The sequence below is a fragment of the Rhizobium sp. GN54 genome, from assembly GCF_021026345.1.
Taxonomy (GTDB): Bacteria; Pseudomonadota; Alphaproteobacteria; order Rhizobiales; family Rhizobiaceae; genus Mycoplana.
The window spans coordinates 589,685-603,390 of record NZ_JAJNCZ010000003.1 but is presented as its reverse complement, the minus strand read 5'-3'; the positions used below and the strand labels follow the sequence as shown (position 1 = coordinate 603,390).

The window sequence follows — 13,706 nt, the reverse complement described above, 5'->3', positions numbered from 1 at the left end:
ATGGAAGCGCCCCAGGCCATGCACGGCTCCGCCCCCCTCTCAAAGGATCTCCTGATCATCAACAAGCGCGGCCTGCATGCCCGCGCGTCGGCCAAGTTCGTGCAGACGGTCGACGGCTTCGATGCCGAGGTGACGGTCTCCAAGGACGGCATGACCGTCGGCGGAACCTCGATCATGGGCCTGATGATGCTGGCCGCCAGCCCGGGCTGTTCGGTGCACGTCACGGCCGCCGGAGCGCAGGCCCACGAGGTGCTGGCCGCGCTCGAGGCGCTTGTCGCCAATCGCTTCGGCGAAGACATGTGATACCGGCATCAATATAAAGATATAAAGACTTCTTTATATCCGTGTTGCCACCCCCGATGTTTCCTGCTAAGCGTGCGCCAGACCGCGGACGGGCGGAGCGCCGGCGTTCGGTCCGGCTCGCGCCGCCTGCGCCGCACCGGGGCACGGCCCAATTCAGTCTGGAGACATGCATGAGCAACACCAAGGACTATCACGTCGCCGACATCGGCCTTGCCGACTTCGGCCGCAAGGAAATCGCGATCGCGGAAACGGAAATGCCGGGCCTGATGGCCTGCCGCGACGAGTTCGGGGCCGCGAAGCCGCTCAAGGGTGCGCGGATCACCGGATCCCTGCACATGACCATCCAGACCGCCGTTCTCATCGAAACCCTCGTGGCGCTCGGCGCCGAGGTTCGCTGGGCTTCGTGCAACATCTTCTCCACCCAGGACCACGCCGCCGCCGCCATCGCAGCCGCCGGCATCCCGGTCTTCGCGGTCAAGGGCGAGACGCTCGAGGAGTACTGGACCTATACCGACCAGATCTTCCAGTGGGCCGATGGCGGCGTCTCCAACATGATCCTCGACGACGGCGGCGATGCGACCATGTACATCCTGCTCGGCGCCCGCGCCGAGGCCGGTGAGGACGTGCTCTCCAATCCGGGTTCGGAAGAGGAAGAGGTCCTGTTCGCCCAGATCAAGAAGCGCCTGAAGGCTTCGCCCGGCTGGTTCACCAAGCAGCGCGACGCCATCAAGGGCGTGACCGAGGAGACGACCACCGGCGTCAACCGGCTTTACCAGCTTCAGCAGAAGGGCCTGCTGCCCTTCCCGGCGATCAACGTCAACGACAGCGTCACCAAGTCGAAGTTCGACAACAAGTACGGCTGCAAGGAATCGCTCGTCGACGGCATCCGCCGCGGCACCGACGTGATGATGGCCGGCAAGGTCGCCGTCGTCTGCGGCTATGGTGACGTCGGCAAGGGTTCGGCTGCCTCGCTGCAGGGGGCCGGCGCCCGCGTGAAGGTGACCGAGATCGACCCGATCTGCGCCCTGCAGGCCGCCATGGACGGCTTCGAGGTCGTCCAGCTCGAGGACGTCGTCGGCTCGGCCGACATCTTCATCACGACCACCGGCAACAAGGACGTCATCCGCATCGAGCACATGCGCGAGATGAAGGACATGGCGATCGTCGGCAACATCGGCCATTTCGACAACGAGATCCAGGTCGCCAGCCTGCGCAATCTCAAGTGGACGAATATCAAGCCGCAGGTCGACATGATCGAGTTCCCCAAGGGCAACCGGATGATCCTTCTCTCCGAAGGCCGTCTGCTGAACCTCGGCAACGCCACCGGGCACCCGTCCTTCGTCATGTCCGCCTCGTTCTCGAACCAGGTGCTGGCTCAGATCGAGCTCTACAAGAACAACGGCAAGTACCAGAACGAGGTTTATGTCCTGCCGAAGCACCTCGACGAGAAGGTGGCTCGCCTGCATCTTTCCAAGCTGGGCGCGAAGCTGACCGAGCTTTCGCAGGAGCAGGCATCCTATATCGGCGTCACGACCACGGGTCCGTTCAAGGCAGAACACTACCGGTACTGATCCTTACCCGACTTATCCACAATATGTGGTTAGCCGCAGCCTTGACAGGGCTGCGGCTTCTTTTTTGCCCGCGCGCCTTCCCGACGATTCGGGATGGAAGTATGGTTATGTTGTTGATTCGACGCCGTGATGGGGACTTCGGATGTGGCACGTCGCAAGTGACGTGTGCGCGGCTCCGCAACCTCATCGCTGCCGGCTTCCGCCGTATCCGGCGGGCCGCGGCGGCGCCGGATCTGGGATGTCTTGTCGATCAGGCGGCAAACAGACGGAGACATACCGGGGATGATGTCGGAACTGAAAAAGGGCCTCTCTGGCCCGGGCGCTGGCGCGCCCATGACGATCGCCACGCGGATCAGGACGATCCGCGAAACCAGCCTGAAGGCAATGTTTCATCACAGAGGGTGGCTGCGGTTCCTGGCGGCCGGCTCGGCCCTGTCCGTGGCCGCGACACCGGCGCTGGCACAGCAGGCCGCCGGCGCCACGCGCCTTCTCGGGTCGTCGGAGGTCATCACCTTTTCCGTCCTGCTCGGCGTCGTCTCCGCGGCGCTGTTCTCGGCCGTCTGGATGATCCGGCAGCGCGGACGGCTGGAAGACGAGATCGGCGCACTGCGCGCCACCGTCGCCGACGCCAGGCACCGCAATGCCCGGCTCCAGGCACTGATCAGCGACAAGAACCGGCGCATCATCGTCTGGGACGGCCTTTCGCAGCGCCCCGAGGTGCTGGGACAACTGCCGCCGGAGACAGGTGCTCCTGCCGCCGATGCCGATTTCCAGGCGCTGGGACGATGGCTGAAACCGGCTTCGGCAGGCGAGGCCGAGCGGGCGATCGAGACGCTGCGCTCGCAGGCCCAGAGCTTCGACCTCGTGGTCGAGACGATCCGCAACGAGATCGTCGAGGTGCAGGGACGCGTGTCCGGCGGACAGGCCTTCGTGCGCTTCGTCGCACTGAACAATCTCCGTCGCGAGGCGGCGGAACTGCAGCTCGAACGCGACCGCCTGGAGCAGTCGCTGACCGTGTTCCAGCATCTGCTCGATTCGCTCGACCTGCCTGTCTGGCAGCGATCGAAGGAGGGAGCGCTGGTGTGGGCGAATGCCGCCTACGGCGAGGCGGTCGAGGCCCGCGATGCGCAGGAAGCCGTGCGCGAAGGCCGCGAGCTCCTGCCAGCGGTTGCCCGCGAGCGGATCCGCGCCACCAGCACGTTCGACACGCCCTTCCGCGATCGGGTCTCCACCGTGGTCCAGGGCAAGCGGAACTTCTTCGAGGTCGTCGATGCCCGTTGCGCCGCAGGCTCCGCCGGCATCGGGCTCGACATATCCGAGGCGGAAGCGATCCGGGAAGAGCTCCAGCGCACCCTGAAGAGCCACGCCGAGACCCTCGACCACCTGGCGACGCCTGTCGCCATCTTCGACGGCAGCCAGCGCCTGCAGTTCTACAACCAGGCCTTCCAGAGCCTCTGGAACCTCGACACCGCCTTCCTCGAGCGGCGGCCGGACCATGGCGAGATGCTGGACCGCCTGCGGGCAGCCTCGAAGTTGCCGGAGCAGCTCAACTGGCGGCAGTGGAAGGAAAAGGTTCTCTCGGTCTACCGGGCGATCGATACGCAGACGGAGCTCTGGCACCTGCCGAACGGGCAGACGCTGCGCGTCTTCGCCACCGCACGGCCGCAGGGCGGCGCAACCTGGGTGTTCGAGAACCTGACCGAGAAGGTCGACCTGGAAACGCGCTACAACACGCTGGTGCAAGTCCAGGACGACACGATCGACCATTTGTCCGAGGGCGTGGCGGTGTTCGGTCCCGATGGCCGCATCCGCCTTTCCAACCCCGCCTTCCGCGCGCTCTGGGGCGTCACCGAGGCGCAGACGCAGCCGGGAACGCATATCCGCGCGATCGAACAGGCCTGTGCACCCTCCTATGACGGTGCCGACGGATGGAAGCGCTTCGGCCGCATCATCACCAGCTTCGACGACGAACGTCCGTCCTGCCGGGGCGTCCTGGAACTGCATACCGGCCTGGTGCTCGATTTCGCGGTGATCCCGCTATCCAACGCGCAGACCATGCTGACCTTCGTCAACATCACCGACAGCGTGCGGGTCGAGCGGGCGCTGACGGAGAAAAACGACGCGCTGCGCAAGGCGGACGCGCTGAAGAACGACTTCGTGCAGCACGTTTCCTATGAGCTACGCTCGCCGCTGACGAACATCATCGGCTTTGCCGATCTCCTGAAGACGCCGACGATGGGGGCGTTGACCGATCGGCAGGCCGAGTATGTCGATCACATCGCCACGTCGTCGGCGATCCTGCTGACGATCGTCAACGACATCCTCGACCTTGCGACCGTCGATGCCGGCATCATGGAGCTCGAGCTCTCCGATATCGAGCTGTCCGACCTGCTCGAGGACGTCGCCATGGAGTTCTCCGACCGGCTGCAGGAGAATCACGTGTCGCTCGACATCGTCGCCTCGGAAAAGCTGGGCGGCATCGTCGCCGACCACCAGCGGCTCAAGCAGATCCTGATCAAGCTGCTCGCCAACGCCGCGAATTTCGCGGCCGAGGGCACGGCGATCGAGTTGAAATGCTGGCGCGACGGCGAGGATTTCGTCTTCAGCGTCTCCGACAACGGCCCCGGCATCCCGCAGGACGTTCTGCGCACGGTCTTCAACCGCTTCGAAAGCCACGGTCGTCGCGGCGGCGCCGGACTGGGGCTTTCCATCGTCGAGAGCTTCGTCAGCCTGCATCACGGCACCGTCACCATCGACAGCCGCGAGGGCGAAGGCACCTGCGTCACCTGCCGGATCCCGCCCGGATCGCTGCCGTCGGTCGTGGCGGCGGAATAGACCATGTACACCGCGACGATCCAACTTGCCGACGAAGCCGAGACCATACGCTTCGGCGAGGATCTGGCGCGCGCCGTCCGACCCGGCGACCTCATTGCGCTGTCCGGCGATCTCGGCGCCGGCAAATCGACCTTCGCCCGGGCGCTGATACGCGCCGTCGCCGACGACGAATTCCTCGAGGTGCCGAGCCCGACGTTCACGCTCGTGCAGAGCTACGCGCTACGCATCCCGATCGCCCATTTCGACCTCTACCGCATTGCCGATGCCGCCGAACTCGATGAACTGGGCCTCGACGAGGCGCTGGAGGACGGCGTCTGCCTGGTGGAGTGGCCGGAACGGGCGACCGAAGCCCTGCCCGCCGCCCGCCTGACCTTGCGCTTCCAGCACGAGGGCTCGGGACGGCGCGTCGAGATCGAGGGGCCGGACGAAATCGGCGCGCGCGTCGGCCGCACGCTCGACATCCGCGCTTTCCTTTCGAAGGCCGGACTGGCCGTGGCCCGCCGCCGCCACCTGACGGGCGATGCCTCGATCCGGGCCTACGAGCATGTCTATGCGGACGGGCAGCGGCTCGTGCTGATGGATTCGCCCCGCCACACGCCGGGCCCGATCCTTGCGGACGGCAAGTACTACCAGCAGATCGCCCACATCGCCGAGGACGTCCGCCCGTTCGTGGCGATCGCCGCCCATCTCGGCGCCCGCGGCCTTGCGGCACCTGCGGTCTACCAGCGCGACCTCGACCGCGGCATCCTGCTGATCGAGGACCTGGGCCAGGAAGGCGTGCTCGACGACGAAGGCCGACCCGTTGCCGAACGCTACCTCGAAAGCGCCGGCGTGCTTGCGACCCTGCACGCCCAGCCGATGCAGCGCATCCTCCCGGTCGGAGACGGTACGGACTACCGGATTGCCGACTTCGACCACGACGCCATGCAGATCGAGGTCAGCCTGCTGACCGACTGGTACCTGCCCTGGCGGACGGGCGCGCCGGCGACGGACGCGCTGCGCGCGGAATACCGGGCAATCTGGAGCGATCTGGTGGCCACGCTGGCAGGCGCGGAGAAGAACCTGCTGCTGCGCGACTTCCATTCGCCGAACATCATCTGGCGGCCGCAGGCTGCGGGCATCGACCGCGTCGGCATCATCGATTTCCAGGACGCGATGATCGGGCCGACGGCCTATGACGTCGCCTCGCTGGTGCAGGATGCGCGCGTCGACATTTCGAAAGAGCTCACTGGCCGGATCCTCGACCACTATCTCACGCTCAGGGAAGGATCCGGCGCCTTCGACCGCGACGCCTTCCTGGAGGCGTGGCACATCATGGCGGCGCAACGGAACTGCAAGCTGATCGGCATCTGGGTCCGGCTGATGCAGCGCGACGGCAAGCCCTCCTATATGAAGCACATGCCGCGAACCCTGGATAACCTCCGCACGGCCCTGGTACATCCGCGCCTCGCCCCCTTGCACGACTGGTGCAGAAAGGCTGGAATCCTGTCCGACGAATCATAGGGACGGATGCCGCAATGAAGATCGAAAATGCCGTGGTACTGGCGGCCGGGCTCGGAACGCGGCTGCGGCCCGTGACGAACACCATGCCGAAGCCGCTGGTGCCGATCGCCGGCAAGCCGATGATCGACTACGGCCTCGACGCGCTGGAGGCAGCCGGCGTTGCGCGGGCGGTCGTCAATGTCCATCATTTCGCCGGCCAGATGATCGACCATCTGTCGCGCCGCACCCGCCCCGAAATCCTGATCTCCGACGAGACCGACGCGCTGATGAATTCCGGCGGCGGGCTTGCCAAGGGGCTGAGGCTGCTTGGCCGCGAGCCGGTCTTCGTCCTCAATGCCGATCTGTTCTGGGTCGGGGAGCGCGCCGGCGAGAAGACCAACCTGCGGCGGCTCGCCTCCTTCTTTGATCCCGACCGCATGGATATGGCGATGCTGTGCGTGCGGCTGGAGGACACGACGGGGCATAACGGGCGCAACGACTTCTCGATGGATACCGAAGGCCGGCTGACCCGCTTCAGGGACGGCGACGGCGAACCCGTCGTCTATGCCGGCGCGATCGCCATGATGCCGGCGCTGCTCGACGATGCGCCGGACGAGGCCTTCAACCTCAACATCTACTTCGACCGGGCGATCGCGGGCGGCCGTCTCTACGGCCTCATCCTCGAAGGGCACTGGATCACGGTCGGCACCCCGGAGGCGATCGCCGAGGCAGAGGCGGTCGTCGGCCGGCAGGCGGGTGCGGCGTGAACAGGCGGCGGGACAGCGCCGGAAACGTGTTCTCGATACATCCGGGCCTGCCGTTCCTGAAGACGCTGGCGCAGCGGATCTGCGACGGCACGATCATCCCCGGCTTCCGCCACGACGATAGCGATCCGCTGTCGCTGGCGGACATGACGATCTACGTTCCGACCCGGCGCTCGGCGCGAACGTTGCGGTCCGAGTTCGTCGATCTCCTCGGCGGGCGCTCCGCCATCCTGCCCGTCATCCGCCCGCTCGGCGAGGCCGACGACGATAGCGGCTTCTTCGACGAAGTGGCCCCGGCCGCCCTCGACATGGCAGAGCCGCTTTCCGGCCCGGCCCGCCTGCTGGAGCTCGCGCAGCTCGTCCTCGCCTGGCGCAACAGCCTGCCGGCGGCCATCACCGCGGTGCATGCCGAAAGCCCGCTGGTCGCGCCGGCAAGTCCCGCCGACGCGATCTGGCTCGCCCGCGAACTTGCCGAGCTGATCGACGCGATGGAGACCGAGGAGTGCGACTGGGACGCGCTCAAGACCATCGAGGCCGCCGACCACGCGCAATGGTGGCAGCTGACGCTGGCCTTCCTGAAGATCGCCAGCGAATACTGGCCGGCGCGGCTCGACGAGCTCAACCGCTCCTCTCCGTCGATCCGTCGCAACGCAACGCTGCATGCGGAGGCCGATCGCTATCGCGATGCGCCGCCGTCCGGGCCGGTGGTCATCGCGGGCTCCACCGGCTCCATTCCCGCCACCGCACGCTTGATCGAGGCTGTTGCCGGGATGTCGAACGGTGCCGTCGTGCTGCCCGGGCTCGATTTCTCGATGTCGGACGAGGATTGGCGGCTGGTCACGCACGATCCGCTATCCGGCGAACCGTCGCGCGAGGCGTCGAACCGCAGCCATCCGCAATACGGTCTCAGCCGGCTGCTGCAGCGGTTGGGACTTGAACGTTCGATGGTCGTTCCGCTCGGCACGCCGGAAGCGGCGCTGGCGACACGCGCGAAACTGCTGTCCCGGGCGCTGCTGCCGGTTCATGCCACCGCCGGCTGGGAACAACAGCGTCACGCGACGCAAGGTGGCCAGGCACTGGTCGCATTCGACGGCGCCTGCCTGGTCGAGGCGGCGAACGAGCGCGAGGAAGCAACCGCGATCGCGATCGCGTTGCGGCTGGCGCTCGAAGAGGGTGAAGATAGCCAGGCCGCCCTGATCACGCCGGACAGGAAGCTTGCCCGGCGCGTCGCGGCGGAACTCGCCCGCTTCGGCATCGAGGCCGACGATTCTGCCGGCACCTCGCTGCTTGCCAGCCCCCAGGGCACGCTCACCCGGCTTTTGCTGGAGGCCACGCTCCGGCCGGGCGATCCGGTTGCGCTCGTCGCCCTCCTGAAGCATCCGCTGGCTCGCTTCGGCCTTTCGGCGGAAAGAATGCGTGCCGGCGCGACCGCGCTGGAGCTGCTGGCGCTTCGCGGCGGCACGGCCGAAGTCGACATCTCCGCCCTGGAGCCGCTCCTCGACGCCGCCCTGCGGCGGCAGGCGACCGACCGGAAGCCACCGGAATGGCGCACGGCCATCCCCGAGACCTCGGTGCTGGAAGCGTGCGAACTCGCCCGGCGGATCGCGACCGCGGTCGAGCCTTTGGCCGGCGTCCTGGTGCGCCATGGCCGCACGGGGCGACGCTTCACGACAGCGCTCCCGATCTCCGAATGGGCCGAACGAACCGGCCGGGCGCTGGAGGCGGTCACCATCGACGAACACGGCAATCTGGCCGGCCTCTGGTCCGGCGAAGCCGGCGACGGGCTGGCGTCGCTCCTCAAGGGCGTGATCGAGGCCGAGGGTCAGCTCGAGGCGGACGGCCCGCAATGGTGCGATGCTCTGGAGGCGATCAGCGCCAGCGAAACGGTGAAGCCGCGCTCGATGCGCCACCCACGCGTCTTCATCTTCGGCGCGCTCGAATCGCGCCTGCAGAGCGTCGATACGATCGTCATCGGCGGGCTGAACGAAGGCACCTGGCCGGGACAGACGACGAATGACGCATTCCTGTCGCGCGCCATGAAGGCAGGCATCGGGCTCGAGCCGCCCGAGCGGCGTATCGGCCAGCTGGCGCACGACTTCCAGATGGCCTGCGCGGCGAGAAAGCTGGTTCTCACACGGGCGATGCGCAGCGGCACCTCGCCGACGGTCGCCTCGCGCTGGCTGCAGCGTCTGCTCGCGGTCGGCGGTCCTTCGCTGGCTCAGGACCTGAGGAGAAAGGGTGCGGACCTCCTGCGCTGGACGGCCCTGCTGGATCGACGCCAGAGGCAGCCGGCGGCCAAGCGGCCCGAGCCGAGACCGCCGGCCGAACTGCAACCGAAGACCTATTCCTTCAGCGAAGTCGGGCGGTTGCGCCGCGATCCTTATGCGATCTATGCGCGGCGGATCTTGCGCCTTCATCCGATCGCCCCGTTCAACGTCGATCCCGGTGCCGCCGAACGCGGCACGCTGTACCACCGCATCGTCGATCGCTACGTGCGCGAGCATGGTGGCGGGCACGCGGACGGGGAACTGATGAGCCGGATCACGACGGAGGAATTCGACCGCATGGCGCTGCCGCTGCATATTGATGCGGTCTGGCGTCCACGCTTTCGGGCCGTCGCGAACGCCTTTCTCGCCTGGGACGGCAAGCGAAGGCAGGTGCTCGAAAAGTCGCTGACGGAGGTGTCCGCCTCGCTCGATCTCGGAATTGCCGGCATGCGGCTGACCGGTGTCGCCGACCGGATCGATCTGCGCTCCGATGGCCGCGGCGACCTGATCGATTACAAGACCGGCAGTTCGCCCTCGCTGAAGATCGCCCGCGCGCTCCTCGATCCGCAGCTGCCGCTGGAGGCCGCGGCCCTCAAGCGCGGCGCCTTCAGGGACCTGCCGTCGATGCCGCCCGGCGACCTGACCTATGTCCGCCTCAAGCCCGGCGACCGCTTCAACCACGAGGTTGTCAACTACGAACACGCCCGGCCGACGAAGGATCGGCCGCCGAAATCCGCCGAGGATCTTGCCGACGATGCGCTTCTCCAGCTGGAGAAGCTTTTGGCACAGTTGCTCTCCGGTCACTATGGCTTCGCCTCGCGCGTCATCCCGGAAGCGGAACGGGAATTCGGCGGCGAATACGACCATCTGGCCCGCGTGGCCGAGTGGTCGACGGCGGAAGGTTCCGAGGGAGACGAGGATGTTTGAGGCAGAGCGCCCGCCCGCCGACGATCCCGGCGCCTGGCTCGGCTGGACGAGCCGCATGCAGGCGGCCGCGTCCGACCCCTCCGGTTCGGCATGGGTCTCCGCCAATGCCGGCTCTGGCAAGACACACGTGCTCACCCTGCGCGTGATCCGTCTCCTGCTCGCCGGGTGCCGACCGTCCGCCATCCTGTGCCTGACCTACACCAAGGCGGCGGCATCGGAGATGTCGAACCGCGTGTTCGAGCGCCTGGCCGAATGGGCGGTGCTGCCGGACGACGAGCTTGCCCGGCGCGTCGAACAGATCGAGGGGACCGTCCCCGACCGGTTGAAGCTCGCGGAGGCGCGCCGCCTGTTCGCACGCGCATTGGAGACGCCGGGCGGGCTGAAGATCCAGACGATCCACGCCTTCTGCGAGGCGCTGCTGCACCAGTTCCCGCTGGAGGCGAACGTCGCCGGCCACTTCGCCGTTCTCGACGACCGGGCCGCGGCGGTGCTGCTAGCCGACGCCCGCCGCTCGCTCCTGACCGCGACCTCGGCGGAGGACGATGCCGCGCTCGCCGGAGCGTTTTCGACCGTGCTCGAGATCGCCGACGACACCGGCCTCGACCGGCTGATCGAGGACATCATTGCCAGCCGCAGCGCCATCCGCGCCTTCATTGACGAGGCGGCCGCCCATGGCGGTGCCACCGCCCTGCTGCGCGAGCGGCTCGGGTTCGGGCCGCAGGACGATGCCGCCAGCCTGATCGACGCCTTCTGGCCGCCGCCCGGCTTCGACATGGCCGTCTTCCGCCGCTATCTCGACACCGCGCTCGAACTCGGCTCCGACACCGTCAAGGCGAGTGCCGCCGATCTGGCCGCCCTGCCCGAACTGCCGACGGCAGCCGGACGCCGGCAGGCGCTCTGCGATCTCTTCTTCAACGGTGGCGGAAAGCCGGCCAGCATCGACCGCGCCTTCCTGTCCAAGAAGGTGAAGGATCGCGATCCGGAGTTCGAACCGTTCTTCGTCGACCTGCAGGCGCATGTGATCGCCTGCGACGATCGTCTGCGACGTTTCCGCATGTTCGAGGCGACCCGCGCCGCGCTTGTGATCGCGGCGCGGCTGATCGGCGACTATGAGGACCTCAAGCGCGGGCGCAGCCTGCTCGATTTCGACGACCTGATCGAGCGTGCTGCCACGCTCCTGACCCGTAGCGACGTCGGCGCCTGGATCCACTACAAGCTCGACCAGGGGATCGACCACGTCCTCGTCGATGAGGCGCAGGACACCAGCCCGCGGCAATGGGAGATCATCGGCGCGCTGACCGGAGAATTCTTCGCCGGCGCCTCGGCGCACCCGGCGATCCGCACCGTCTTCGCCGTCGGCGACGAGAAGCAGTCGATCTATTCCTTCCAGGGCGCGCGCCCCGAGCGCTTCGCCGAGGAGGGCCGCAAGGCAGGGCGGCGCGCCGGCGAGGCCGACGCCCTCTTCCGGTCGATCCGGCTGCTGCTCTCGTTCCGCTCCACCCGCGACGTGCTTTCTGCCGTCGACCGGGTTTTCGCGGTCGCCGACCATGCGCGCGGGCTCTCCCCCGACGGCGACGCCGTCATCCATGCCTCCAACCGCGGCCAGGAGCCCGGGGCCGTCGACCTGTGGGAGGTGATCGCGCCGGCCGAGACCATCGACGAGGAGGACTGGACCGCGCCGTTCGACGCCGTGCCGGAGAAGGCGCCGGTGAACGTCCTGGCGCGGCGCATCGCCGATACGCTCGCGGGCTGGATCGGGCGGGAGACGGTGACCGAGAAGGGCACGACGCGGCCCATGCGTCCCGGCGACGTCATCGTACTGGTGCGCAAGCGCGACGCCTTCGTCAACGCGCTGACCCGCGCCCTGAAGCAGTCGCACAACATTCCCGTCGGCGGCGCCGACCGGCTGGTGCTGAGCGGCCACATCGCCGTGCAGGACCTGCTCGCGCTCGGGCGGTTCGCGCTCCTGCCGGAGGACGACCTGTCGCTTGCAGCCCTGCTGAAAAGTCCCCTCCTCGGACATTCCGAAGAAACGCTGATGGAGCTTGCGGCACGGCGGCCGGAGGCGACCAGCCTGTGGCGGCACCTGCAGGCACAGGCACCGCAAGACCTGTTCCTCGGTGCCGTGGTCCGTCAACTGGAGGCCTTCATTACGATCGCGCGGGAGCTCCCCGCCCATGATTTCTACGCGAGGGTCATCGGTGTCCTCGGCGGGCGGGCCGCGTTCCTGGCGCGACTAGGGCAGGAGGCCGGCGAGATCATCGACGAGTTCCTGTCCTTCGCTCTCGACCAGGAGGAAAACGGCCTTCCCGGCCTGCAGGCCTTCATCTCGACGCTGGAGCTCGAGGCCCCAACCGTCAAGCGCGAGCAGGACAAGGGGCGAAACGAGGTCCGGATCATGACGGTGCATGCCGCCAAGGGACTGGAGGCGCCCGTCGTCTTCCTCGTCGACAGCGGCGGGGCGCCCTTCACCCACGCCCACATGCCGAAGCTCAGGTTTCTCGCCGCCGGCGAGGGCGGCACCCTGCCAGCATGGCTGCCGGTGAAGGACCTCGGAAACGACCTGACCGACCTCGACGCGCAGCGCATCCGCGCGCAGGCGGAGGAAGAATACCGGAGGCTTCTCTATGTGGCGATGACGCGTGCGGCCGACCGTCTCGTCGTCTGTGGCTATCGCGGCAAGCGGCCGATCAGCGGCACCTGGCACGAGATGGTCACCGCCGGGCTTTCCGGAGACGAACGCTGCAGCGCAGCGGAGTTTTCCGCCGGACCGGATACGTGGGGCGGTGCGGTCTGGCGCGAGGCATCTCCGCAGGCCGGCACGCCCGGCGAAGCCATTGCCGATACGGACGAGACGGAAGCGCCGCTGCCGGAGGCGCTGGGGCGTCCATTGCCGCCACAACGCCACCTGCCACGTCCGTTGAGCCCGTCGGGCGCCGCAACAGTCATCGACACCGGCGAGGCCGACCTGAGGGTCGGATCCGCCCTTTTCGCCACCCATGCGCCTTCCGGTGCCGGCCGGGCGCTGGAGCGCGGCCGGATCCTGCACCGGCTTCTGCAGGTCCTGCCCGGCCTGCCGGAAACGGATCGCCCGGCTGCGGCGGAGCGCTATCTGGAACGGGCAGTGCGGCACTGGCCGGATCGCGACCGGGCCCGCCTCAGCGCCGACGTCGCCGCGATCATGCAGGATCGGTCGCTTGCGGCGATCTTCTCGCCCCGCAGCCGCGCGGAAGTCGAAATCATGGGAACGCTCGGCTTGGGACGCACTGACTATGCAGTCTCCGGCCGGATCGACCGGATGGTGGTGACGGAGGATGGCGTCGAGATCGTCGATTTCAAGACCAACAGGCAGCCGCCGGCAAGCCCGGCGGACATCCCTTTCGAGCATCTGGCGCAGCTTTCAATCTACCGCTCCCTGCTTGCTCCCCTCTATCCCGGCCAGGCGATCCGCTGCGGGCTCGTCTATACCGAGGCACCGGCGGTCTACTGGCTCGAGGACGAGGCGATGACGCGAAGCCTTGCCGAGCTTGCGACAAAGTGAGATACCATCCATTGAA

At 67.5% G+C, this 13,706-nt stretch carries 7 protein-coding genes; all 7 read left to right on the top strand.

Annotated elements, in window-relative coordinates; translation table 11 throughout:
* The 7 genes from LQK81_RS11935 (at position 1) to addA (ending at position 13,690) form a co-directional block, all read left to right on the top strand.
* Positions 1–303, top strand: a complete 303-nt coding sequence (locus LQK81_RS11935) for an HPr family phosphocarrier protein (protein ID WP_230806492.1) — start codon at positions 1–3, stop codon at positions 301–303.
* A 170-nt stretch (positions 304–473) separates the two neighbouring features.
* Complete coding sequence (gene ahcY, locus LQK81_RS11930) at positions 474–1,874, top strand: adenosylhomocysteinase (protein WP_230806491.1); 1,401 nt, start codon at positions 474–476, stop codon at positions 1,872–1,874.
* A 285-nt stretch (positions 1,875–2,159) separates the two neighbouring features.
* Complete coding sequence (locus tag LQK81_RS11925) at positions 2,160–4,709, top strand: ATP-binding protein (protein WP_442967113.1); 2,550 nt, start codon at positions 2,160–2,162, stop codon at positions 4,707–4,709.
* 3 nt (positions 4,710–4,712) lie between these two features.
* A complete protein-coding gene (gene tsaE / locus LQK81_RS11920; RefSeq protein WP_230806490.1) occupies positions 4,713–6,212 on the top strand; it encodes a tRNA (adenosine(37)-N6)-threonylcarbamoyltransferase complex ATPase subunit type 1 TsaE in 1,500 nt (499 codons plus the stop codon).
* 14 nt (positions 6,213–6,226) lie between these two features.
* On the top strand, positions 6,227–6,958 hold the full coding sequence (locus LQK81_RS11915; protein WP_230806489.1) for a nucleotidyltransferase family protein: 732 nt from the start codon (positions 6,227–6,229) through the stop codon (positions 6,956–6,958).
* Between the two features lie 26 nt (positions 6,959–6,984).
* The gene (gene addB, locus LQK81_RS11910) at positions 6,985–10,149 is read left to right on the top strand and encodes a double-strand break repair protein AddB (RefSeq protein WP_230806488.1); all 3,165 of its coding nucleotides are present in this window, start codon (positions 6,985–6,987) and stop codon (positions 10,147–10,149) included.
* Complete coding sequence (gene addA, locus LQK81_RS11905; protein ID WP_230806487.1) at positions 10,142–13,690, top strand: double-strand break repair helicase AddA; 3,549 nt, start codon at positions 10,142–10,144, stop codon at positions 13,688–13,690. The genes addB and addA overlap by 8 nt, the downstream gene beginning before the upstream one ends.
* Positions 13,691–13,706 lie beyond the last annotated feature (16 nt).

Excerpts from the sequence above, each read along its gene's own strand:
- LQK81_RS11915 (WP_230806489.1), top strand. The coding sequence starts at position 6,227 with ATGAAGATCGAAAATGCCGTGGTACTGGCGGCCGGGCTCGGAACGCGG.
- addA (WP_230806487.1), top strand. The coding sequence starts at position 10,142 with ATGTTTGAGGCAGAGCGCCCGCCCGCCGACGATCCCGGCGCCTGGCTC.
- LQK81_RS11935 (WP_230806492.1), top strand. The coding sequence starts at position 1 with ATGGAAGCGCCCCAGGCCATGCACGGCTCCGCCCCCCTCTCAAAGGAT.
- tsaE (WP_230806490.1), top strand. The coding sequence starts at position 4,713 with ATGTACACCGCGACGATCCAACTTGCCGACGAAGCCGAGACCATACGC.
- ahcY (WP_230806491.1), top strand. The coding sequence starts at position 474 with ATGAGCAACACCAAGGACTATCACGTCGCCGACATCGGCCTTGCCGAC.
- LQK81_RS11925 (WP_442967113.1), top strand. The coding sequence starts at position 2,160 with ATGTCGGAACTGAAAAAGGGCCTCTCTGGCCCGGGCGCTGGCGCGCCC.